Source organism: Afipia sp. GW821-FHT04G03, from assembly GCF_059419985.1.
In genome coordinates this window covers 1,096,468-1,117,411 of sequence record NZ_JBWKSV010000001.1, presented here as the reverse complement: position 1 = coordinate 1,117,411, position 20,944 = coordinate 1,096,468, and the positions used below count along the sequence as shown (strand labels likewise).

Here is a 20,944-nt window from a genome sequence, read left to right as displayed (position 1 = left end):
AATGACACAAACCTGCAATCTGACGATTATTCAGATTAACGACACACATGGCTACCTGGAATCCCATCCAGAGCTTGTATGGAGTGGAAGTAAAGTGTCCTACCCCACGCTCGGAGGATACGCGCGAATCGCTGCGCTGTTAAATACCGCGCGGCGTGAAAATCCCGATGGGGTCGTGGTCCTCGACAACGGCGATACGTTTCATGGGACATACCCCGCCGTCGTAAGTCGCGGCGAAGCTTTGATCCCGCTCGTCAACGCGCTGAAACTCGACGCTATGACGGCACATTGGGAGTTTGCTTGGGGCCCTGCGCACTTCCGCAAGTTGGTCGATCGACTTGACCATCCGATGCTCGCCATCAACTGCTACGACAAGGCGACCGGCGACCGAGCTTTCCCGGCATCCGTGGTTCTAGAGCGCGCCGGATTGCGCCTCGGCGTGATTGGCATCGCAGCGACGATCATTGATAAAAGCATGCCGCCACATTTCAGCGAGGGCCTCCGCTTCACCTTGGGCCTGGATGAGCTGCCTGCAGAGATCGATCGGCTAACGCGCGGCGAGAGAGTCAACCTGATTGTCGTATTATCGCATTTGGGCTTTCCTCAAGATGTCAAGCTCGCGGCCTCGGTTAAGGGCATCGACGTCCTTCTCAGCGGCCACACTCACAATCGGCTCGAACGCCCCGCCCGGATCGGAAGCACGCTCATCATGCAGTCCGGTTGCCATGGCTCCTTTATCGGACGGTTGGACCTGAAGGTGAGCGATTACAGGATCGTCGATGTGCGGCATCGGCTCATTCCCGTCGAAGAGTCTATAGAGCCGGAACATGCGATGCAGCGCCTGGTTGACGACGTAATGAGGCCCAATCGCGCCATGCAGGCAGAGAACGTCGGCAATACAGCTATCGGATTGCATCGCGACACAATCCTTTCCGCATCGATGGACGATCTTCTACTCGCGGCGGTCGCGAAGGCTGGCGGGACGGATTTCGCGTTTTCAAATGGCTGGCGATATGGTGCACCGATCCCACCAGGCCCGGTTACCATAAACGACCTTTGGAATATCATTCCGGCCAATCCGCCGATCTCGACCGTGGACCTTACCGGCGCGGAAATCCAGGAGATGATGGAGGAGAGCCTTGAGCGAACATTTTCAGCCGACCCATTCGGGCAGATGGGCGGCTATCTAAAGCGCTTCAGGGGACTAACCATCTACGGCAAGCTCGAAAATCCCCCAGGCCATCGGATCGAGCACATCTTCACGGCAGGCGCGGCCCTTTCGGCGGGACGCAGCTATAGGTCAGCCTTCGTGACAGCCCAAGCTGTGCCGCAGAAATTTGGTCGAAACAGGCAAGACTTGCCGGTGAAGGCGATCGATGCTCTGCGAGATTATTTTCGGAGGCAACCGGTTGCGCCTGACGAGGGGCTGGGACGTTTCATACCTGTGTGAGGCATCGCAGAAACGACAGGACATACATCTTGGCATTCCAGTCGCGACCACCATTCGATGATCAAGGGAGAACAGAGCCGGTCCCGCTTGTCTGAACAGAATCTCCGCGTCGAAAAGTGGACGTCTGCCGGGGTTAAGCCGCCAAGCGGAATGGCGGCTGGTTGAAGTAGGCTTGATCTGGTGTGGCGTCGTCAAGGCTCTGATGCGGTCGGCGGCCATTGTAGAAGTCCAGGTATCGGCCGATCGAGGCGCGAGCCTCACTGACGCTTTGGTAGGCGTGCAGATAGACCTCTTCGTATTTGACGCTGCGCCACAGCCGTTCGACGAACACGTTGTCGCGCCATGCGCCCTTGCCGTCCATGCTGATGGCGATGCCGTTGTTGGCGAGCACGCCGGTGAACGCCGCACCGGTGAACTGCGAGCCCTGGTCGGTGTTGAATATCTCCGGCTTGCCGTGACGAGCCAGGGCATCCTCCAGCGTCTCGACGCAGAAGGCCGCTTCCATCGTGATCGACAACCGCCACGACAAAACCCGGCGAGTTGCCCAATCGAGCACGACGGCGAGATAGACGAACCCGCGCTCCATCGGGATGTAGGTGATGTCCATTGCCCAGACCTGGTTCGGCCGCGTGATCGCCATGCCGCGCAGCAGATACGGATAGATCTTGTGGCCGGGCTCGGGCTTGGTGGTGCGCGGGCGGCGATAGAGCGCCTCTATGCCCATCCGCCGCATGAGCGTCTTGACATGCCGGCGGCCGATCTTGACCCCCTGGAGAGCCAGCAGGCCTCTCAGCATACGCGAACCGGCGAAGGGAAACTCCAGGTGCAGCCGGTCGAGACGCCGCATGATCGCGAGATCGGCGTCCGGCACCGGGCGCGGCAGATAATAGACGCTGCCGCGGCTGATCTGCAGAACCTCCGCCTGCTTTGTGATCGGTAGATCGTGTTCACGGTCGATCATCGCTTTGCGCTCAGCAATCCCGCCTTGGTGAGCGCTCCTTCTAAAAAATCGTTCTCCAGCGTCAGTTCGCCGATCTTGGCGTGCAGCGACTTTACGTCGATCGCCGGTGCCGCCGGCGCCACGCTCCCAGATCCAAAAACCCCGGAAGCGCCTCCCTCCAGTTGGGCCTTCCAGGCCGTAATCTGATTGGGGTGGACATCGAAGTGCTCAGCCAGCTGGGCTATCGTCCGGTCGCCCTTGACGGCGGCAAGCGCCACCTTCGCCTTGAAGGCCGGTGTGTGGTTCCGGCGCGGTCGTCTGTTCATGGTCTCTCCTGTTCACGGCGATTATCGCCGCTGTCAGGCAGAAATTCCACTTAGCGACCTGTTCAAATTTGCGGAGCCGGCTCTAACGCAAAGCGCGGAAGCTCCAGAAAATTTGCACGCTCGGACGGCGAGGTCTGTCGGACTTGTCGCGTTGGTTATATCGGCCGGCTTTTTCATCATCCCGCCGTTCAGTGCCACCGTGAGTGCGGCCGAGGGTGGACATCTAGCTGCCAACGGCAACAGCAACGGGGCGCCTGCCTGTTCCGCCTGTCATGGCGACCAAGGCGAGGGGCGGCCCGATGCCGCTTATCCGAGGCTTGCTGGACTTAATAGCGGATATCTTCTGCGCCAGCTCAACGATTTCGCCGACAAAAAACGCGAAAGTGAAACCATGCAACCCATCGCCAAGGCGCTTGGCGTGGACGAGCGTAAAGCAGTGTCATCTTTCTACGGCGGATTGTCGGCCCCTAAAGTGCAGGAGCCGAAAAAGCCGGACGACAAGACCCTCGCCATAGGTGCTGCCCTCGCGCTGCGAGGAGACTGGTCCAAGGGCTTGCCGGGCTGTGGGCAATGTCACGGTCCGGGCGGACAAGGCGTTGGTGATTCGTTTCCGAAGCTTGCCGCTCAATCCGCCGAATACATTGTCAAAGAGCTCAAAGCGTGGAGAGAAGGTAAGCGCGGCAACGACCCGTTGAATTTGATGACGGGAATCGCGAGCAAGCTCGATGAAGCCCAGATGGCCGCAGTCGCCGCATACTATGCCAGCCTGCCAGTAATCAGTTCGGCATCTGCAGGGCCAAAAGGAACCACGCCATGAGCGAAAGCCAACCCAACCTGCAAACCTGGGCAGCGGGCTTGCTCTTTCTCGGGCTGGCCGGATTTGTCGGCTATTCTCTTCCGCGGCCGGAAAGCTCGAAGACCGCGGAGATATCAATGTCGAAGGACACAAAAGCGGCCGACAAGGGCGCTCAGGCGAAGCAGGTGTTCACGCCTCCGCGCGACGACGAAATACCCGACGACGACTTCGGCAAAATGATCAGGCTCGGCTCGGATATTTTCCATGATACTCAGAACAACGCCAAGGAATTCGTCGGTAACGCGCTTCAGTGCGCGAACTGCCATATCGACAGAGGCCGGCTCGCAAACTCCGCGCCTCTCTGGGCCGCATACGTCGCCTATCCGGCATATCGCGACAAGGACAGGCGCGTGAACACATTTCAGGAGCGAGTACAGGGCTGCTTTCGTTATAGCATGAACGGGAAGGCGCCGCCCTTGGGCGACAACGTTCTCGTCGCAATCGAAACTTATGCCTATTTCTTGGCAAAGGGCGCGCCGACCGGGGTTGATTTGCCTGGCCGGGGTTACCCGAAACTACCGAAGCCCGCGCGTCTCGACTATGGTCGTGGAGCGCAGGTCTATGCGCAAAAATGCGCTGTCTGTCACGGCGCGACGGGGCAGGGACAAAACTCGTCCGACGGCACGATGGTGTTTCCGCCCCTGTGGGGCGAGCGTTCGTACAACTGGGGAGCCGGCATGAGCTCCATTTCGAACGCAGCCGGCTTTATCAAAGCGAACATGCCCCTAAGCCAAGGCAACACGCTCAGCGATCAGGAAGCCTGGGACGTGGCGACGTTTATCGATAGTCAGGAGCGTCCCCAAGACCCGCGATTTTCGGGCTCGGTTGCCGACACCCGCAAGAAGTACCACGATTCCCCCATGTCGATGTATGGCCAATTGGTGAATGGCGTCGTACTTGGCCAGAACGGTTCACTCGGGGCACGCCCAAGGGAATGAGTGGGTCAGCGCACGCCTGTGATCGACGGTCGCTTGAAGCGCCCGGCGTTATAGAGGACTGTGACCAACCGAGACAATTGACAGGGTCCGACAGGGTCGGCCGGCTCCGTACAGGCGTTAGATGACGACCCACGGAGCCGACCGTCACGCCACGCGGCCGGTTCCTCATTCTGTCCTAAGTCTGGACAAGTGTTTTGGCTCGCAACCGACGGCAGCACGGACGCCATCTGGATCTAGAAAATGTTCGAAACGTTCAATAATCGCCTCTTTGAAGCAATCGCAGCGGCTCCGACACTTGCGGGGGCGCCACTCGCCTTCGCGACGCTGCTGGCTCAATCGGCCGTCTACCTCGTCCCTTTCATGCTCGTCCTGCTTTGGATTTTCGGGGCGCATGCGGAGCGACGAGCTGCCGTCGATGCCGGTCTTTCCACGCTTCTGGCGGTGGCGTTGGCGGTCGCTATTTCATCGATTTGGATGCACCCCCGTCCTTTCGCGGTCCTGCAGACCCGAAACTTCCTCAATCACGCTCCGGACAGCTCCTTTCCAAGCGATCACAGCACCGTGCTCTTCGCGCTGGGCTTCGCGCTCTTGGCGTCCGGCTCCGTACCCGGACGTAGTGCCGGGGTGCTGGCCGTTGTCCTCGGGGCCTCCGTAGGCTGGGCTCGAGTCTATCTCGCCGCACATTACCCGTTGGACATTGTCGGCGCCGCAGGCGTCGCCGCGACATCGTCATGGGCCGTCGTATCGCCCATCGGGCGGACGATCAGCCCGCGCCTGACGATTTGGGGCGAGCATCTCTTTGGCTGGTCGATTGCAAGCAACCTGCGCCGACGCCGGTGAAGCGGCGGTACCCGGTCTTCTGTGAAACTCACTTTGGTGCCTAAAATGAACGACAAGCGGATAGTATCGCGGCATCGCGTTTTCAAAGCCGGGAAGATAGTGTTCGACGGGGCGGTGATCGACTGCACTGTTCGCAACATTTCACGAACCGGCGCGGCATTGGAAGTCGACAGTCCCGTCGGCATTCCACATAACTTTATACTGGTGATCGAGACGGATAGTCTCCGGCGGGCCTGCCATGTCGTTTGGCGAAAGGAAAGGCGTATAGGCGTGGGATTCGACGACGGTGAAAAGTGAGATCAAGGAAGGCGGACACCCGACCCGTGAAGCAAGATCTAATAGGCAATGATGAGCGCCAGAAGACCATCTCCTCGAACGGGACCAACCAGAAATCGGGACGGCTTAAAGGAGTGGTAAAGTGGATCGCGCTGCCCGTCAGCGATACGGTCTGTTCGCTCGCCCGTAGGTGGATTTGATGGCGGATCTCGGGACCTACTTTCGCCCCCTTCGTTCAACTTCGGACTCTCAAACAGGAAATAGCAGAATGATCCGTCTCCATCAACATCCGGAGGACCACCTTGTCGAGCGCATCGGGTGGCTGAGGGCGGCGGTTCTGGGAGCCAACGATGGGATTATCTCAACAGCGAGCCTCATTGTCGGAGTCGCCGCGGCTGCCGCGACCCGGAACGACGTGCTGATCGCAGGAATTGCGGGGCTCGTTGCGGGCGCCATGTCGATGGCGGCCGGAGAGTATGTCTCCGTCAGTTCTCAGTCCGACACCGAACTCGCCGATATGGCGCGCGAACGCCGGGAGCTGAGTGAGAACCCGGAATCCGAACTCGAAGAGTTGACCGAGATATACGTCAAGCGGGGTCTCGAACGCGAGTTGGCACGACAGGTCGCGCAGCAGCTTATGGAAAAAGACGCATTGAAAGCGCATGCCCATGACGAACTCGGAATTTCTGAGGTTACGGCGGCCAGGCCCGTTCAGGCCGCGCTTACATCGGCGGCCATGTTTTCGATCGGCGCGGGCATGCCCCTACTCATGGTGGTTGTTGCGCCCGCGAGCGCGATGGTCCCAGTCGTATCGGCCGCGTCTTTGGGGTTCCTCGCGCTTTTGGGTGCCGTCGGAGCGAAGGCAGGAGGCGCGCACATCCTGCGTGCAACAATACGCGTGACATTCTGGGGCGCGCTCGCCCTTGCGACGACCGCGGTAATAGGCAAATTGTTCGGTACGGTTATCTGATTGACGCAACATCCGACGGACCTTGCCTGCTCGACCCGTCACCAGGAAATTGAGAGGGAAGGTACCGAATTATAGGGCCGGCCGGGCCGTCTATCGATGAAAGGTCCAAAGCAATAAGTCGCTTTTCGATACAATACGTTCGCCAATTACGCTTGGGACGTCGTCTCTGGGACCGCGGGAAAGCTGACGCTGGCGTTTAAACCTGGTCCCTCCGGCGGCCGCATGTTTTCGAAACGGATCGATGCGTGACACCGTTCGGCGATGCGTCGCACGATCGAGAGACCGAGGCCGGTCCCATCGCCCCGCGAGCGACTTCCACGGAAGAAAGGTTCGAAGATCCGGTCGATCTCCGCATCCAGAATGCCCGGTCCGGTATCGGCGACCTGAAGGATGATAGCCTCGTTCTGACGAAACAGGCTCACGTCCACGCGACCGCCCGTCGGCGTGTGCCGAACGGCGTTGTCGATCATGTTTCGAACGAGCATCGCCAGGGCTACGGGTTCGCCACGTACCGAGGCCGTCTCGATCCGTGCGAAACCCAGGTCGATCGAGCGGTCCTGGGCGGCCGGCAGCAGATCGGCGACCACACCCTTGACGATGCGGTCGAACTCGCTGTGCGGCATCTCCGTGGACGCGTGGGAATCGTACCTCGCCAGCGCAAGAAGCTGCTCCAGCAGGTGAGCGGTTCGCCGGATTCCCGCCCTCAGGGAATCCAGCCGGGCCCGTCCGTCCTGCGAAAGTCCGGCATGCTCCAGATTTTCGGCTTGGACCGAAAGCGCGGTGATAGGACTGCGGAGTTCGTGTGCGGCATCGGCGACGAACCGTCTCTGTTTGTCGAACATCGTCCCGATACGGTCGAGAAGACGGTTGATGGAGGCGACGAAAGGAAGCAACTCCTTCGGAATGCCGTCCGTCGGCAGTTTTTCCAGATGGTCCGATTGCTTCGCGTCGAGGCGCGCCGTTAGTTTGGAAAGAGGGCGCAGGCTTCGGTCGACGACGATGCCGATCAGCAGCATGAGACCCGGAACGAGCAAGCCCAGCGGCACGATGGTTCGCAGCGCGCTCTCCCGGGCAATTTCGTCGCGATGGGCCGTCGGTTGGCCGACCGCGACGCGGCTTCCGTCCTTTCGCGTACGGACCAGGATCCGCCACTGCTCCTGGCCGCGCTTGACGGTCTGGAGGCCGTCGCGAAGATCCTGGGGTGGGCGGGGAAGCGAACTTGTGGGGGCGGGATCCCCGGGGGGCGGCGTCAGTTCCTCGATGGCGACTCGCGCCTCACCGTCGATATTTCCTTCGGACGGTAGGTCGGTCAGGCGGTTTTTTGCGGCCAGCGACCCGACCTGCAGCAGAATGGCATCTTGCAGCTCGATCGCCTCCTCGAATGCCCATCTGAAGGCCAGGTAACCCGCCGCGAGCCCTGTCCCGACGATGAAGACTGTAAGCCCCACAAAGAGACGACCACGCAGCGAGGAAATCAACATGGGCGGTCCACCATCCATCCGACGCCCCTTACGTTGCGTATCGCCGCAGCGCCGAGCTTCTTGCGTATCGCGTGGATCAGGAATTCGACGGCATTGCTCTCAACCTCCTCGTTCCAGCCGTAGATATGCCGTTCGAGGTCGACGCGCGACAGGATGGTGCCGGGACGCAGCAGAAGGGCCTGAAGAAGCGCGAATTCGCGTGCGGTCAAACGCGACGTCTCGCCGGCGTGGGCCACTTCGTGGGTCGCCGGATCCAGGCTGATTGCGCCGTTGCTCAGGACGGCAGAACTGCCGCTTCCCTGCCGCCGCAGGATCGCGCGCATGCGCGCGAGAAGTTCACGGATCTCGAACGGCTTGACGATGTAGTCGTCCGCCCCGAGGTCGAGTCCATGGATCCGGTCGTCGATGGCGTCGCGCGCCGTCACAATGATCACAGGCAACTGACGTCCCGTCTTGCGGAACTGCCTCAGCACCTCGGTCCCGTCCGGAGGAGGGAGGCCCAAGTCCAACAAGGCGAGGTCGTAGGCCTCGGCGCGGGCTGCCTCGATAGCGGTTTCCCCGTCCGTTACCCAGTCGACCGCGTATGAGGCATCCTTGAGCGCCTGAGTCACGGCCGCTCCGATCATCCGGTCGTCCTCGATCAGAAGAATGCGCATGTTCGGTTCCCGTGGAGGCCGGCGGCGGATGCCGCCGCCGGCCTCGGTTACAGCGTACCGGCGATCAATCGGCCTTGTCACCCTCGTCATCGGCATCCGCCGCATCCTTGGTCGACGCGATGACCGTGCCGGCGTCCGGATCGACCTTGACGTCAAACACGTCGCTGCCGCTGGCGACCTCGACGTCGTAGGCCCACCGGCCGTCCTTGCCCTTTTCGTATTCGGCGCGAACCGCCTTGCCGTTGGTGTGTTTTTCGGCGGCAGCGACGGCGGCTCCCATCGATATCTTGGCTTGCGCAATGGGACCCGCATCGTTGGACGTCGTTTTGGCATTGTCCGCGAGAGCCACCGCCGATGTCATCACAGCGACGGCGCAAACGATCGTTTTCAGCTTGTTCATGTGTCTTCTCCAGAAATGCCCCTCGTCACGTCTGGCTCAGGCCACTTAGCGGCAGCTTAGCCGATTCAGCCTGGCGGCGGCACGGGGGCGGCCCCGCGGCGGACTTTCTAAGTCGTCGCTAAGTCGGCAACTCTAACGATGAGGGAGGGCGCACGAAGACCGACGGCCCTGCGAAGGGAAAAGACATGGATTTCGCCAAGAACCTCGCCGCTGGAACTCTCAATAAGGTTCCGCAAGTGACGCTCGCCTTCTGGGCGATCAAGATCATGTCCACGACGGTGGGCGAGACTGGGGCGGACTACCTGGCCGTGCATGCCGGGCTCGGCACCGCGGTAACGGATGCCATCACGCTGACGCTCTTGCTCGCGACGCTGACGATTCAGATGCGGATGTCGCGCTACGTCCCCTGGATCTACTGGCTGTCCGTCGTGCTCGTCAGCGTCGTCGGGACCCAGATCACCGACGCGCTCACCGACGGCATGGGTGTGAGCCTTTACGTCAGCACGCCGATTTTTGCCGCGGCCTTGGCCGCGACGTTCGCGGCCTGGTATGCCGCGGAACGCACGCTTTCGATACACACGATCGTCACCGGGCGGCGCGAACTGTTCTATTGGACCGCCATCCTTTTCACCTTCGCCCTGGGCACCGCGGCGGGGGACCTTGCAACGGAGGCCGTCGGGCTGGGCTTCAATCTCGGCGTCGTGATCTTCGGCGCGATGATCGCGGTCGTCACCACGGCGTACTATCTCGGCGCGAACGCGGTGCTGTGCTTCTGGCTCGGCTACATCCTGACCCGGCCTCTCGGAGCATCGCTCGGCGACCTGCTTTCGCAATCGCGTGAATATGGCGGGCTCGGTTTCGGTTCGGTCTACACCAGCCTCGGCTTCCTCACCATCATTGTTGCGCTTGTCGCGTTCATCACCCTGCACGACTGCCAGGCCGCCGCAGACGAACGGGCGTGAGCCACCCGACACAAACCTATTGAAAAATGGATATCGAACATGTCTGCCCAAAATACCCTTCATCGGATCGTCCTGTCGGCGCTGCTTGGCGCGGGTCCGCTGTCAGGCGCAATTCTGTCGGTATCTTTTGTCGTCGCCGGCATTACGCAGGCACAGGCCGCGTCCAAATTGGGAGATCTTGCTTCCTTTCGAAACCTCGTCGCCGACAGCAAGGCGCTGTTGGACAAGGGCGACCTGGCCGGGGCGAAGGCGCGCCTGAAGGATCTCGAAACGTCCTGGGACGAGGCGGAAGCCGGATTGAAGCCGCGGGCGGCTGCGGACTGGCACACCCTCGACAAGGCCATCGACCGCGCGCTCACCCCTGTGCGGGCCGCTTCGCCGGATCTCGCTGCCTGCAAGTCCGCGGTCGACGAAGTCGTCGCCACGATGGACCGCCTTGCCGGCAGGTCATAGGCCGAAGGCTCCGCCAAGAACAAACGCGCCTCAATCGAAAGTAACCTCTCATGAAAGACCAACTTGGCGAAAGCCTGAGCAAGGTGCCCGCAGTGACGCTCGGGTTCTGGATCATAAAGATCGCCGCGACGACGCTCGGAGAAACCGGTGGCGACGCGGTGACGATGTCGATGAATCTGGGTTATCTGGTCGGCACGGCGATCTTCGCGGCCCTCTTCGTCGCCGCCGTTGCGGCGCAGATATGCGCCAAGAAATTCCATCCTTTTCTCTACTGGACGGTCATCGTGGCGACGACGACGGCGGGAACGACGCTTGCCGACTTCGTGGACCGGTCCCTTGGCATCGGATATCTCGGTGGCAGCTCGATCCTCCTCGCTCTCTTGCTGCTGTCGCTTGCAGTTTGGTACCGCTCGATGGGGACCGTATCGGTCGAAAGCGTCACCACGCCCAAAGCAGAAGTGTTTTATTGGGCGACCATCATGTTCTCCCAAACCCTCGGAACCGCTCTCGGCGACTGGATGGCGGACTCCACAGGACTCGGCTACAGCGGCGGCGCCGTCGTGTTCGGAGCCGCGCTGGCGATCGTCGCCGCGGCTTACTTTTGGACGAACATGTCGCGCACGCTCCTGTTTTGGGCCGCCTTCATCCTCACGCGCCCTCTCGGTGCAACGGTCGGCGATTTCCTGGACAAGCCGCTCTCCAACGGCGGGATGGCATTGAGTCGGTATGCGGCGTCAGCCGTGCTCGCGGTATTCATCGTCGGATGCATTGCGTTGTTGCCTCAGCGGGCAGGACGACATCGGGCCTAACCGGTTGAGCCGTCGGAAACGGGCAACGCAAAAGACCAACATTCACCTTCAAACCAGACATAGGAACAAAAATGGCGACTGAACAGTATCATGAACCTGCTGCAGAACTCTCCTCGGAGACGCGCACGTTTGCGCGGATGATCACCGGACTCGTCGAGGAAGCCGAGGCGATCGGCTGGTATGAGCAGCGCATATCGCTTGAGAAGGACAAGGAAGCCCGCGCGATCATGGAAAATGCGCAGAAAGAAGAGTTCAAGCACTTCGGCATGGATCTGGAATTCTTGCTTCGGCGCAAGAAGGAGTGGCGGGAGATCCTCAAGGGCATTCTGTTCACCGACGGCGATATCGTCGAGGCCGCGGAGAAGGCCGAAAAGAAAGCAGACTGACCGCGATCCAATTCCTTCTGCACCGAGAATCGTGTTCCCATGACAAAACAACCCGCCTACGGAAACACCGCCAAGGTATTTCATTGGCTGATCGTGGTGCTGCTCGCAGTACAGTTCGCTATTGGCTGGCTGATGCCCGACATTCAATCGGGCGCGCCTCCCGGGAGCGCGATGACATTGCATATCTCCATAGGGCTTATCATCCTGATGCTGATCATCTTGCGCTTTGCCTGGCGGCTCTTCCACCCTGTCGCGCCTGCGGATACGCTGCCTCGTTGGCAGCGCCTCACGTCGGAGAGCGTTCATTGGCTTCTCTATGGATTGGTCTTTGCAACCGCCATGAGCGGCTGGTTCTTTGCGTCGTTCCGGGGCTGGCAGGTGTCGCCCTTATTCGGAGTGCCGCTGCCGATGCTGGCCGCTCCCGAATCGGCCGCCGGTCGCATGGTCGGCGGCTGGCATCATGCAGCCGGATTGGGACTGCTCATCGCCATCGGCGTCCACGTTACCGCAGCCTTCATTCATGCTTTTGTCTTCCGCGACCGGATAATGCAGCGCATGCTTCCACGGTCATGAGCACGGACCTGCGCTTTGCATCCGGTCCGACGACGAATAGATGGTAGGCCCCATGCGGACGCTGTTCCTGCGAGGCTAGATGTTCACCGCCCGAAGCCGCAGTGCGTTGCCGACGACGCTCACGGACGACAGCGCCATTGCGGCGGCGGCAATCACAGGGGACAGCAACAATCCGAACGTCGGATAAAGTATGCCGGCGGCTATCGGAATTCCGGCCGCGTTGTAGATGAACGCAAAGAAGAGGTTTTGTCGGATGTTGCGCATCGTCGCCTGAGAGAGACGACGGGCGCGGACGATGCCGCCAAGATCGCCTTTCAGCAGCGTCACGCCTGCACTTTCCATCGCCACGTCCGTTCCCGTTCCCATGGCGATTCCGACATCGGCCGCTGCGAGGGCGGGCGCGTCGTTGACGCCGTCTCCCGCCATGGCGACGACACGACCCTGCTTCTGCAGCTTACTGACGACGGCGCTCTTCTGATCCGGCAGCACCTCGGCCTCGACTTCGGAAATGCCAAGTCGCTTCGCGACCGCGTTCGCCGTCGTTCGGTTGTCGCCGGTCAGCATGATGACCCTGATGCCTTCGGCCGCCAGCGCTTTCAATGCTTCCGGCGTCGAGGCCTTGACCGGGTCGGCGATGGCTAGAATGCCGGCAAGTTTACCATCGACCGCGACGTTGATAACCGTCGCGCCGTCGCCTCGCAGCTTTTCCGCCTGCGTTTCCAACGGATGTGTTTCGATGCTCGCGGATTTGAGATAATTGGCGTTGCCGAGCAGTACCGATTTGCCGTCGACCTTACCCGTGACCCCCTTGCCGGTCGGAGAATCGAAATCCGCGACATCGGCCAGCGCCAAATTCCGTTCTTTCGCCGCCCGGACGATCGCATCGGCGAGCGGGTGTTCGCTGGACCGTTCGACACTCGCTGCAAGCTTCAGAATTTCAGCTTCGTCGAATCCCTCTGCGGGTACGATTGAGACCACCTTCGGCTTGCCTTCGGTCAGCGTTCCCGTCTTGTCGACGACCAGCGTGTCGACCTTTTCCATGCGTTCGAGAGCTTCGGCATTCTTGATCAGGACGCCGGCCTGAGCACCGCGTCCGACGCCGACCATGATCGACATCGGTGTCGCGAGTCCGAGGGCGCACGGGCAGGCGATGATCAGGACGCTGACGGCCGCAACCAGGCCGAACGCGAGCCGCGGCTCCGGACCGAACAGCGCCCAAGCACCGAACGCGAGGAGGGCGACGACGATCACCGTGGGCACGAACCAACCGGCCACCTGGTCGGCGAGGCGCTGGATGGGAGCACGGGACCGCTGTGCCTGCGCCACCATCTGTACGATCTGGGAAAGCAGGGTGTCACGGCCGACCTTCTCGGCCCGCATCACGAAGCCACCCGACTGATTGAGCGTGCCAGCAATCACCTTGGCACCGGCCTCCTTGGTGACCGGCATGGACTCTCCGGTCACCAGCGATTCGTCGAGGGACGAGCGTCCTTCGATGATGACGCCGTCCACCGGCACCTTCTCGCCCGGCCGGACCCGCAGCTTGTCGCCCACGCTCAGGCTGTCGAGCGGAACCTCATGGTCCGCGCCATTCTCGTCGACGACGCGCGCGGTCTTGGGCGCCAGATCGAGCAGGGCCTTGATCGCTCCGGAGGTGGCCTCACGGGCCCGAAGCTCCAGGACCTGACCGAGCAGGACCAGGACGGTAATGACCGCCGCGGCCTCGAAGTAGACCGCCACGGCGCCGTCGTGGCTCCGGAATGCGGGCGGGAAAATGCCCGGCGCTACCGTCGCGACGACGCTGTAGGCGAAGGCGACGCCGACGCCCATCGCAATGAGGGTGAACATGTTCAGATTGCGGGTGACCAGCGACTGCCAGCCTCGCACGAAGAACGGCCATCCGGCCCAGAGCACGACCGGCGCGGCGAAAGCCAGTTGGATCCAGTTCGAGAGGTTCTGATCGATCCAGCCGTGGCTGCCGACCAGATGGCCGCCCATCTCCAGGACAACGACCGGCAGAGCCAGCGCGAGCCCCATCCAGAAGCGGCGGGTCATGTCGGCCAGTTCGGGGTTGGGTGGGTCGTCCAGGCTGACCAGGTCCGGTTCTAGCGCCATCCCGCAGATCGGGCAGCTTCCGGGGCCGATTTGGCGGATCTGTGGATGCATGGGGCAGGTGTAGACGGTGCCCTCTGGGACGTCGGCGTGCTGCGGTGCGGCGTTCGCGTTCTCGAGGTATTGATCCGGAGCGGCGGCGAACTTGGTCCGGCAGCCGGCTGAGCAGAAATGGTAGGTGGCACCTTTGAAGTCGAAGCTATGCTTGCTGGTCTCGGGATCGACGGTCATGCCGCAGACTGGGTCGACAACAGCAGCTCCAGCCGCAGCGTGTTGATGATGAGCGTCGTGATCGCCGGCGCCGCCGCAGCACCCGCTCTTCTTAGCCGGCGTCTCAGACCCGGCGGCGGCCTTGGACGAACATCCGCATCCTCCGGAGGACATCGTCTTCTGATCGTTGGCCATTTCGTGCTCCATACCTACTTGCAACCCATACCGTGTAGGGGTATATAGAACTCATGCGAAAAGACATCAAGACATCCTGTCAAAAACGCCTCAGCCGGATCGAAGGCCAGGTGCGCGGTCTCTCCAAGATGGTGGAGGAGGAGCGCTACTGCATCGACATCGTCACGCAGATTTCGGCGGTCCGAGCCGCGCTACGGCGGGTCGAGGAGGAGGTGTTGAGAGACCACGTCTCCCACTGTGTCGAACACGCCATCGCGAGCGGCGATAAAACGGACCAGAGGAAGAAGATCGCCGAATTGATGGCCGTCATTGGCCGGGCGGCACGATGAAAAACGATGCAGGTTCCACCTTGGCGGGTCTGGAATTCACGGCTATGCTTGCAACTCTCGGTATGAATAGATATTGACGGCGGCATGCTCGTGCGGTTGACCAGAACGAAGCGATTGAGGGCAGGGTGGCTGATAGCCTTGGCCTATCTGCTTTGCGTGCTGGCGCCGACGATCTCCTATGCGCTGCCCGGCCTCCACACGCCCGCTCCGTGTCTGACGGACGCGAATCACGTTCCCGGAACGGTGCATATTCATTCCGGGCCGCAACACGTTCATAAAGATGGTCATGTCCACGATCATGCTGCGGCGCAGGGTCATTCCGGCGATGACCATTCGATGTCAGAGACATCGGGTTCGAGTTCCCTTCCCGAGAAAGCCCCTCATTCATCCGACGGACAATGTTGTGGGCTGATGTGTGTCACCGCGCTCCCGGCGACGGTCGTCGACATCATGAAGCCCTACGGTCTGCCAGCGCTTCGTAAAGCCGAACGCTACCGCAACGTCGTCGACAACGCTCCCCCTCGGCTCTATCGCCCCCCCATTTCCTGATCTGATCAAGACAACGCGGCGCCGCGGTCCCTCAAGGGCTCGCACGCCTGTGGTCCATCGACAGTTCAGGAAAGCAACATGTTGGCGCAGCTTGGGGCGATTCTCGCCGCCGTTCAGTCGGTGGCCGAGAAGCTATTCGGCAATAGATTTCGAACGATAGCAGGGATGACCGTCACGGCATTTGCCTTGGGCGGGTGCATGCAGACGGCGGCGCCGCTGGCCGGTCCCGATCCCGCGGATCCGAACGTTCGTGTGGCCGCCGTCGGCTACCGGTCCGGCATTGCGCCCTACATCAGGATGCGGCCCACGGCTCCTACCGGCTGGAAGGAACAGAACCGGCGCGTAACTCCGTCGCCGAAGTCCGGGCATTAGGAGAGCGCCATGACAGAAACATTCTCCATCCAGGGGCGACACAGGTCGGCCGTTGGTGGTGGCAGGACGGCGCTGCTTGCGCTGTCCGCCGCTCTCCTGCTTTCAGGCTGCGCGGCATTCTCTCCGGACGGCGGCATGACCGCCGTAGCCGACATCACCGGCGCGACGATCAGGAAGGACGTGATTTCGATCCGGACCGCCGCCGACGCCTTGGTCGCGAACGACGCGGTCAAGCGGCTGCTGCGACGGACGCTCAACGTCGAGACCGCCGTGCAAGTGGCTCTCCTCAGCAACCGCGGGCTTCAGGCCGCCTACAATGAACTGGCCTTGGCCGAGGCCGACCTCGTTCAGGACAGTCTGCCGCCCAATCCCACCTTCTCGATTTCAAGGATTGCGGGCAACGGAGCGGTCGAGATCGAACGCCAGGTCGTCGGAGATATTCTGGCGCTTGCCACGCTGCCGTTCCGATCCGAGATCGCGCGTCAACGTTTCCGCCAGGCGCAGTTGCGGGCCACCCTCGAGACGCTGCGGCTGGCCGCGGAAGTGAGACGGTCCTACTACCGCGCCGTCGCCGCCAACGAGCTCGTCGCGCTTCTGGCAGACGCCAAATCCACGGCTGAGGCGACGGCCCAGCTCGCCCTGAAGCTCGGTCAGACCGGATCGCTCAACAAGCTCGACCAGGCGCGCGAGCAGGTCTTCTATGCCGAGGTCACCGCCGAACTTGGTTCGATACGCCAGGAAGCGTCGAGTTCGCGCGAGCGCCTCGCGCGTCTGATGGGGCTTTGGGGAAGCGATCTGGCTTTCCGGATTCCCAACACCTTGCCGATGCTTCCACGGCATCCGTCGGCATTGCCGCACATCGAGGTCGAGGCGGTCAGCCACCGCATCGATCTACAGATCGCGCGGATCGAGCTGGATGCTTTGGCTAAATCGCTCAATCTGACGGAAGCGAGCCGGTTCGTGACCCTGCTCGACGTCGCCGGGATCGACAAGAAGACGCGCGATGGCGCGGGGCCGCCCATCCGCGAACGCGGTTTCGACATCCAGTTCCAGATCCCGATTTTCGACGGCGGCGAAGTACGGGTCCGGCAGGCTACAGAGACCTACAATGAGTCGTTCAACCGTCTGACCGAAAAGGCGATCAACGTGCGCTCGGAGGCAAGGGACGGCTATCGCGTCTACCGATCGACCTACGAAATCGCGCGTCAGTACCAGCGGGAAGTGCTGCCGCTGCGAAAGATCATCACCGAAGAGATGCAACTGCGCTTCTCCAGCATGCAGATCGACGTATTCGCCCTGCTGACGGAGGCACGGCAACGCATCGCATCGCTGCGGGCCGCGATCCAGGCCAAGCGAGACTTCTGGTTCGCCCAGTCCGACCTGCAGACGGTCGTGAACGGCGGCGGCTCCGGAGAGTCCCAGAACCCATCCCGTCAAACCACCACCGCCCTGGCCGGCGGTGGCGGCGGCCACTGAGGAGGCGAGCATGCTATCGCGAAGAGGATTCATCGGCACAGCGGCGCTGATAAGCGCAAGCGCCGTCAGCGGCCGGGTGCAGGCCGCCAGCATTCCGGAAGCGCCGATCATGGAAAAGGCGGTGATGCAGCCGCCGCTCCATCCCACCTCCGGTCCGGATTACCGGCCGGTGGTCACGCTCAATGGCTGGTCGCTGCCATGGCGAATGAATGGCGACTGGAAGGAATTCCATCTCGTCGCCGAGCCGGTCGTGCGTGAGTTCGCCGACGGCATGAAAGCCCATCTGTGGGGGTACAACGGACAATCGCCCGGACCGACCATCGAGGTGGTCCTGGGTGACAAGGTCCGCATCTTCGTCACCAACAAGCTCCCCGAGCATACCACCGTACACTGGCACGGCATGATCGTGCCCAACGGCATGGACGGCGTGGGCGGCCTCAACCAGCCTCACATTCCGGTCGGCAAGACCTTCGTCTACGAATTCGAGATCAAGACCAGCGGCACCTTCATGTACCACCCGCACTCCGACGAGATGGTGCAGATGGCCATGGGCATGATGGGCATGCTCATCGTGCATCCACGCGACCCTGCGTTTCGCCCGGTCGACCGCGACTTCGTGTTCATCATGAGCACCTATGACATCGACCCCGGCACCTACCTGCCAAAGGTCAACGAAATGACCAACTTCAACATGTGGACATGGAACAGCCGCGTGTTTCCCGGGATCGATCCGCTGCCGGTCCGGCTCGGCGACAAGGTGCGCGTGCGCATCGGCAATCTGACGATGACCAACCATCCGATCCATCTGCACGGCCACAGCTTCGCGGTCAGCTGCACCGACGGCGGCTGGGTTCCCGAAAGCGCGCAATGGCCGGAGACAACGATCGACGTTCCCGTCGGAGCGACCCGGGCCTTCGACGTTCTCGCCGACAATCCCGGCGATTGGGCGTTCCACTGCCACAAGTCGCATCACACCATGAATTCGATGGGCCACAACATGCGAAACATGATCGGCGTATCGAAAAAAGATCTCGCCAGGGCGGTCGGCAAGCTCGCGCCGGACGCCATGGTGATGGGATCGACGGGGATGGCGATGGGCGAGATGGAAATGCCCGCGCCCGACAACACGCTCCCGATGATGACCGGCACCGGGCAGTTCGGTCCAATCGAGATGGGCGGCATGTTCACCGTGATGAAGATACGCGAGGGCCTGGCGCGCGATGATTACCGCGATCCCGGTCCGTACAAGTATCCCGCCGGTACCGTTGCCTACGAAATAGATGCGCCGACCGGCGAGCCGCCGCGGCAGGACGAGGCATCGCCGCCCGCGAAGACGAAGGACGCCAAACCGATGAACATGAAAGGCATGAAGAAAGGCATGAAGATGTAGCGATGAACACGGCAACCAATCAATCGCAATCAATAAGGAGAAACCATGAAGAGCATAGCGGCGATCGGCATCGCGCTCGTGGCGCTGTCGGCCGCAGCCGCTCCGGCGACAAGCCACGAGGAGCACAGTCACGAAACCTACTCGGCCGGAGAACCTGGCGACCCGAAGAAGCCGTCACGAACGATCGAGGTCGAAATGAGCGAGATGGAATTCCGTCCGTTCCGCATCGAGGTCAAACGCGGCGAACAGATACGGTTCATCGTCCGCAACGTCGGCACGGAAGATCATGAATTTCTTCTTGCCAGCACGGAGGACAATCTGAAGCACGCGGAGGCCATGAAGAAGAATCCCCATATGGAGCATGACGACCCGAACGGCGTTCGCCTCGCGCCGAAGAAATCAGCAGAGATCCTCTGGAAATTCTCAAAGCCAGGCACGTTTGAATATGCATGCCTGATCCCCGACCATCGGGAATACGGCATGACCGGACGTGTCGTCGTCAAGGAATCCGCCACCACGCGAACAAGGAAAACGCCATGAAGAAACTCGTAGCCGCCACGATAGTCGCCCTCGCGATCACGGGTACGCCGGGCATTGCCCAGAATTCGTCGGTCAGCGGCGAGGTCAGGAAGATCGACGAGAGCGCCGGAAAAATTACGCTGAAACATGGCCCGATCAAAAGTCTCGGGATGGACGAGGGCATGACGATGGTGTTCCGCGTCAAGGATCCCGCGATGCTCCAGCAGGTAAAGGTCGGCGACAAGGTCAAATTCGAGGCCGAGAAAGCCGACGCCGGCATCACCATCACGAAGATGCAGAAGGGCAAGTAGGACCGGGAATCCGACGCCGCCGCAGAATATGCGGCGGCGTTGGAGCTCGCTGCACGGACTCATCCTCGGCGATGGTTGCGTGCGGAGCGAATGGGATCATCTATGCGCCAAACTGAACGGGCCTCAGCCGAGCCACTACTCGCATACGATCGCGAGAGCGGAAAGCTGACCGGTGCCGGAATAATCGACAGGATTGCCGTCCTTGCGTTGCAGGCAGGATCGACGCTCACCCGGCCTTTCGGCCATCGCGGCTATGGATTGGGCTGCGAAGCGGTTTCTGTCGCGGTTTCAGCCCGCGATATCGTCGTGAGGCTGAACCCTGACGCCTTGTTTGCGATGCCTTTTGCCGACGGGTACTGGAGCAGGCTCCTTAACAGCCGCTATGACTACGAGGAGGAAATCGAAGCGTTCTTGAAGAGCATAGCCGACGTCAGGTACGTGCTTGTCGATTGCGGTGCCAATTTCGGGTACTGGTCGGTTCTCGCTTCAAGCAAGCCGTTCGGTGCGCAGGCCGCGGTGGCGATCGAAGCGTCGCCGAAAAATGCCGACAGGCTGGAACGCAATGCCCGCCTTAACGGAAACCGGTTTCCATGTCTGAGCGCGGCCGTTGGACGGACATCCGGGGGTTATGCGCGCATCACGGGCCACAAGCACGAAGCGCTGGGAACGGTTCTTCTTTCGGACCGCGAAGACGCCGCCGTCCGGACCGTCTCGCTCGACAGCCTCGTTGGTGAAGGCCTCATCGATCCTGCGCAGCCGATGGTCGTGAAGCTCGATGTCGAGGGTGTCGAGGTCGATGCGATGCGAGGCGGGACCAGACTCGTTTCCGGCAATACGATCTTTATCTGCGAAGAACACGGATCCGACCGCGATCACATCGTTTCGCAGTATCTGATGAGCGCCACGCCATTGCGCGTTTATATCTTCGATCCCGAGATATCGCGTTTTGTTCACCTCAATGACGTGGCTGTTCTGGATCGCGTCAAGCGGTACACCTGGGTCGGCTACAACGTGTTCGCCACCTGCAGCCCGTTTTGGGAAGTTCGAATTATCCGAACCAGATGGCGACCAAGATGAGCGCACATTCAGTAACGTTTCGCCTTGCTCGAATTCGGGCACCGGAGAGAAGGCCAAACGGCGTTATCGACGTATCACCGGAGAATAT

General features: G+C 61.3%; 24 protein-coding genes. 19 read left to right on the top strand and 5 right to left on the bottom strand.

Annotation, left to right across the window (positions count from 1 at the left end; genetic code table 11):
* Position 1: 1 nt before the first annotated feature.
* On the top strand, positions 2 to 1,450 hold the full coding sequence (locus AC07UB_RS05470) for a bifunctional metallophosphatase/5'-nucleotidase (protein ID WP_494651825.1): 1,449 nt from the start codon (positions 2 to 4) through the stop codon (positions 1,448 to 1,450).
* Positions 1,451 to 1,583: 133 nt separating this feature from the next.
* Here AC07UB_RS05470 and AC07UB_RS05465 read toward each other — a convergent pair.
* A protein-coding gene (locus AC07UB_RS05465; RefSeq protein WP_494651826.1) for an IS3 family transposase occupies positions 1,584 to 2,716 on the bottom strand; the annotation gives its coding sequence in 2 pieces (ribosomal slippage) (positions 1,584 to 2,461 and positions 2,461 to 2,716; 1,134 coding nt in all).
* Here AC07UB_RS05465 and AC07UB_RS05460 point away from each other — a divergent pair.
* The 5 genes from AC07UB_RS05460 to AC07UB_RS05440 all read left to right on the top strand — a co-directional run bounded on the left by AC07UB_RS05460 (position 2,715) and on the right by AC07UB_RS05440 (position 6,596).
* The gene (locus tag AC07UB_RS05460) at positions 2,715 to 3,533 is read left to right on the top strand and encodes a c-type cytochrome (RefSeq protein ID WP_494651827.1); all 819 of its coding nucleotides are present in this window, start codon (positions 2,715 to 2,717) and stop codon (positions 3,531 to 3,533) included. The genes AC07UB_RS05465 and AC07UB_RS05460 overlap by 2 nt on opposite strands.
* Positions 3,530 to 4,510 (top strand): c-type cytochrome, encoded by a 981-nt coding sequence (locus AC07UB_RS05455; RefSeq protein WP_494651828.1) that lies wholly within the window; start codon positions 3,530 to 3,532, stop codon positions 4,508 to 4,510. The genes AC07UB_RS05460 and AC07UB_RS05455 overlap by 4 nt, the downstream gene beginning before the upstream one ends.
* A 240-nt stretch (positions 4,511 to 4,750) precedes the next feature.
* Entirely contained in the window at positions 4,751 to 5,350 is a 600-nt protein-coding gene (locus AC07UB_RS05450) for an undecaprenyl-diphosphatase (protein ID WP_494651829.1), read from the top strand.
* 45 nt (positions 5,351 to 5,395) lie between these two features.
* Complete coding sequence (locus AC07UB_RS05445) at positions 5,396 to 5,647, top strand: PilZ domain-containing protein (RefSeq protein ID WP_494651830.1); 252 nt, start codon at positions 5,396 to 5,398, stop codon at positions 5,645 to 5,647.
* Between the two features lie 247 nt (positions 5,648 to 5,894).
* Positions 5,895 to 6,596 (top strand): VIT1/CCC1 transporter family protein, encoded by a 702-nt coding sequence (locus tag AC07UB_RS05440; protein ID WP_494652674.1) that lies wholly within the window; start codon positions 5,895 to 5,897, stop codon positions 6,594 to 6,596.
* A 146-nt stretch (positions 6,597 to 6,742) separates the two neighbouring features.
* On the opposite strand, the gene AC07UB_RS05435 is transcribed toward AC07UB_RS05440, so the two are convergent.
* The 3 genes from AC07UB_RS05435 to AC07UB_RS05425 form a co-directional block, all read right to left on the bottom strand.
* Entirely contained in the window at positions 6,743 to 8,077 is a 1,335-nt protein-coding gene (locus tag AC07UB_RS05435) for an ATP-binding protein (RefSeq protein WP_494651832.1), read from the bottom strand.
* A complete protein-coding gene (locus tag AC07UB_RS05430; RefSeq protein WP_425988406.1) occupies positions 8,071 to 8,733 on the bottom strand; it encodes a response regulator transcription factor in 663 nt (220 codons plus the stop codon). The genes AC07UB_RS05435 and AC07UB_RS05430 overlap by 7 nt, the downstream gene beginning before the upstream one ends.
* A 64-nt stretch (positions 8,734 to 8,797) precedes the next feature.
* Positions 8,798 to 9,133 (bottom strand): PepSY domain-containing protein, encoded by a 336-nt coding sequence (locus tag AC07UB_RS05425; protein ID WP_494651833.1) that lies wholly within the window; start codon positions 9,131 to 9,133, stop codon positions 8,798 to 8,800.
* 185 nt (positions 9,134 to 9,318) lie between these two features.
* Here AC07UB_RS05425 and AC07UB_RS05420 point away from each other — a divergent pair, with 185 nt between their 5' ends.
* The 5 genes from AC07UB_RS05420 to AC07UB_RS05400 all read left to right on the top strand — a co-directional run bounded on the left by AC07UB_RS05420 (position 9,319) and on the right by AC07UB_RS05400 (position 12,316).
* On the top strand, positions 9,319 to 10,095 hold the full coding sequence (locus AC07UB_RS05420) for a COG4705 family protein (RefSeq protein ID WP_494651834.1): 777 nt from the start codon (positions 9,319 to 9,321) through the stop codon (positions 10,093 to 10,095).
* Positions 10,096 to 10,134: 39 nt separating this feature from the next.
* A complete protein-coding gene (locus AC07UB_RS05415) occupies positions 10,135 to 10,548 on the top strand; it encodes a histidine kinase (RefSeq protein WP_494651835.1) in 414 nt (137 codons plus the stop codon).
* Positions 10,549 to 10,598: 50 nt separating this feature from the next.
* On the top strand, positions 10,599 to 11,357 hold the full coding sequence (locus AC07UB_RS05410) for a COG4705 family protein (RefSeq protein ID WP_494651836.1): 759 nt from the start codon (positions 10,599 to 10,601) through the stop codon (positions 11,355 to 11,357).
* 71 nt (positions 11,358 to 11,428) lie between these two features.
* Positions 11,429 to 11,743 (top strand): ferritin family protein, encoded by a 315-nt coding sequence (locus tag AC07UB_RS05405; RefSeq protein ID WP_492793295.1) that lies wholly within the window; start codon positions 11,429 to 11,431, stop codon positions 11,741 to 11,743.
* A gap of 39 nt (positions 11,744 to 11,782) precedes the next feature.
* A complete protein-coding gene (locus AC07UB_RS05400) occupies positions 11,783 to 12,316 on the top strand; it encodes a cytochrome b (RefSeq protein ID WP_494651837.1) in 534 nt (177 codons plus the stop codon).
* Positions 12,317 to 12,391: 75 nt separating this feature from the next.
* On the opposite strand, the gene AC07UB_RS05395 is transcribed toward AC07UB_RS05400, so the two are convergent.
* Positions 12,392 to 14,833 carry a heavy metal translocating P-type ATPase gene (locus tag AC07UB_RS05395; protein ID WP_494651838.1) on the bottom strand — a complete coding sequence of 814 codons (2,442 nt, stop codon included), beginning with the start codon at positions 14,831 to 14,833 and terminating at the stop codon, positions 12,392 to 12,394.
* Between the two features lie 53 nt (positions 14,834 to 14,886).
* Here AC07UB_RS05395 and AC07UB_RS05390 point away from each other — a divergent pair, with 53 nt between their 5' ends.
* From AC07UB_RS05390 to AC07UB_RS05355, 8 genes are all read left to right on the top strand, one after another.
* Entirely contained in the window at positions 14,887 to 15,162 is a 276-nt protein-coding gene (locus AC07UB_RS05390) for a metal-sensitive transcriptional regulator (protein ID WP_494651839.1), read from the top strand.
* Between the two features lie 138 nt (positions 15,163 to 15,300).
* Complete coding sequence (locus AC07UB_RS05385; protein ID WP_494651840.1) at positions 15,301 to 15,711, top strand: hypothetical protein; 411 nt, start codon at positions 15,301 to 15,303, stop codon at positions 15,709 to 15,711.
* A 78-nt stretch (positions 15,712 to 15,789) separates the two neighbouring features.
* Positions 15,790 to 16,083 (top strand): hypothetical protein, encoded by a 294-nt coding sequence (locus AC07UB_RS05380; protein ID WP_494651841.1) that lies wholly within the window; start codon positions 15,790 to 15,792, stop codon positions 16,081 to 16,083.
* Positions 16,084 to 16,092: 9 nt separating this feature from the next.
* Entirely contained in the window at positions 16,093 to 17,559 is a 1,467-nt protein-coding gene (locus AC07UB_RS05375; protein WP_494651842.1) for a TolC family protein, read from the top strand.
* 10 nt (positions 17,560 to 17,569) lie between these two features.
* On the top strand, positions 17,570 to 18,949 hold the full coding sequence (locus AC07UB_RS05370; protein WP_494651843.1) for a multicopper oxidase family protein: 1,380 nt from the start codon (positions 17,570 to 17,572) through the stop codon (positions 18,947 to 18,949).
* 45 nt (positions 18,950 to 18,994) lie between these two features.
* Positions 18,995 to 19,489, top strand: a complete 495-nt coding sequence (locus AC07UB_RS05365) for a cupredoxin domain-containing protein (protein ID WP_494651845.1) — start codon at positions 18,995 to 18,997, stop codon at positions 19,487 to 19,489.
* Positions 19,486 to 19,779: a copper-binding protein gene (locus AC07UB_RS05360; RefSeq protein ID WP_494651846.1), complete on the top strand. Its 294-nt coding sequence runs from the start codon at positions 19,486 to 19,488 to the stop codon at positions 19,777 to 19,779. The genes AC07UB_RS05365 and AC07UB_RS05360 overlap by 4 nt, the downstream gene beginning before the upstream one ends.
* A 102-nt stretch (positions 19,780 to 19,881) precedes the next feature.
* A complete protein-coding gene (locus AC07UB_RS05355; RefSeq protein WP_494651847.1) occupies positions 19,882 to 20,856 on the top strand; it encodes an FkbM family methyltransferase in 975 nt (324 codons plus the stop codon).
* Positions 20,857 to 20,944 lie beyond the last annotated feature (88 nt).

Excerpts from the sequence above, each read along its gene's own strand:
- AC07UB_RS05470 (WP_494651825.1), top strand. The coding sequence starts at position 2 with ATGACACAAACCTGCAATCTGACGATTATTCAGATTAACGACACACAT.
- AC07UB_RS05460 (WP_494651827.1), top strand. The coding sequence starts at position 2,715 with ATGGTCTCTCCTGTTCACGGCGATTATCGCCGCTGTCAGGCAGAAATT.
- AC07UB_RS05455 (WP_494651828.1), top strand. The coding sequence starts at position 3,530 with ATGAGCGAAAGCCAACCCAACCTGCAAACCTGGGCAGCGGGCTTGCTC.
- AC07UB_RS05450 (WP_494651829.1), top strand. The coding sequence starts at position 4,751 with ATGTTCGAAACGTTCAATAATCGCCTCTTTGAAGCAATCGCAGCGGCT.
- AC07UB_RS05445 (WP_494651830.1), top strand. The coding sequence starts at position 5,396 with ATGAACGACAAGCGGATAGTATCGCGGCATCGCGTTTTCAAAGCCGGG.
- AC07UB_RS05440 (WP_494652674.1), top strand. The coding sequence starts at position 5,895 with ATGATCCGTCTCCATCAACATCCGGAGGACCACCTTGTCGAGCGCATC.
- AC07UB_RS05435 (WP_494651832.1), bottom strand. The coding sequence starts at position 8,077 with ATGTTGATTTCCTCGCTGCGTGGTCGTCTCTTTGTGGGGCTTACAGTC.
- AC07UB_RS05430 (WP_425988406.1), bottom strand. The coding sequence starts at position 8,733 with ATGCGCATTCTTCTGATCGAGGACGACCGGATGATCGGAGCGGCCGTG.
- AC07UB_RS05425 (WP_494651833.1), bottom strand. The coding sequence starts at position 9,133 with ATGAACAAGCTGAAAACGATCGTTTGCGCCGTCGCTGTGATGACATCG.
- AC07UB_RS05420 (WP_494651834.1), top strand. The coding sequence starts at position 9,319 with ATGGATTTCGCCAAGAACCTCGCCGCTGGAACTCTCAATAAGGTTCCG.
- AC07UB_RS05415 (WP_494651835.1), top strand. The coding sequence starts at position 10,135 with ATGTCTGCCCAAAATACCCTTCATCGGATCGTCCTGTCGGCGCTGCTT.
- AC07UB_RS05410 (WP_494651836.1), top strand. The coding sequence starts at position 10,599 with ATGAAAGACCAACTTGGCGAAAGCCTGAGCAAGGTGCCCGCAGTGACG.
- AC07UB_RS05405 (WP_492793295.1), top strand. The coding sequence starts at position 11,429 with ATGGCGACTGAACAGTATCATGAACCTGCTGCAGAACTCTCCTCGGAG.
- AC07UB_RS05400 (WP_494651837.1), top strand. The coding sequence starts at position 11,783 with ATGACAAAACAACCCGCCTACGGAAACACCGCCAAGGTATTTCATTGG.
- AC07UB_RS05395 (WP_494651838.1), bottom strand. The coding sequence starts at position 14,833 with ATGGCCAACGATCAGAAGACGATGTCCTCCGGAGGATGCGGATGTTCG.
- AC07UB_RS05390 (WP_494651839.1), top strand. The coding sequence starts at position 14,887 with ATGCGAAAAGACATCAAGACATCCTGTCAAAAACGCCTCAGCCGGATC.
- AC07UB_RS05380 (WP_494651841.1), top strand. The coding sequence starts at position 15,790 with ATGTTGGCGCAGCTTGGGGCGATTCTCGCCGCCGTTCAGTCGGTGGCC.
- AC07UB_RS05375 (WP_494651842.1), top strand. The coding sequence starts at position 16,093 with ATGACAGAAACATTCTCCATCCAGGGGCGACACAGGTCGGCCGTTGGT.
- AC07UB_RS05370 (WP_494651843.1), top strand. The coding sequence starts at position 17,570 with ATGCTATCGCGAAGAGGATTCATCGGCACAGCGGCGCTGATAAGCGCA.
- AC07UB_RS05365 (WP_494651845.1), top strand. The coding sequence starts at position 18,995 with ATGAAGAGCATAGCGGCGATCGGCATCGCGCTCGTGGCGCTGTCGGCC.
- AC07UB_RS05360 (WP_494651846.1), top strand. The coding sequence starts at position 19,486 with ATGAAGAAACTCGTAGCCGCCACGATAGTCGCCCTCGCGATCACGGGT.
- AC07UB_RS05355 (WP_494651847.1), top strand. The coding sequence starts at position 19,882 with ATGCGCCAAACTGAACGGGCCTCAGCCGAGCCACTACTCGCATACGAT.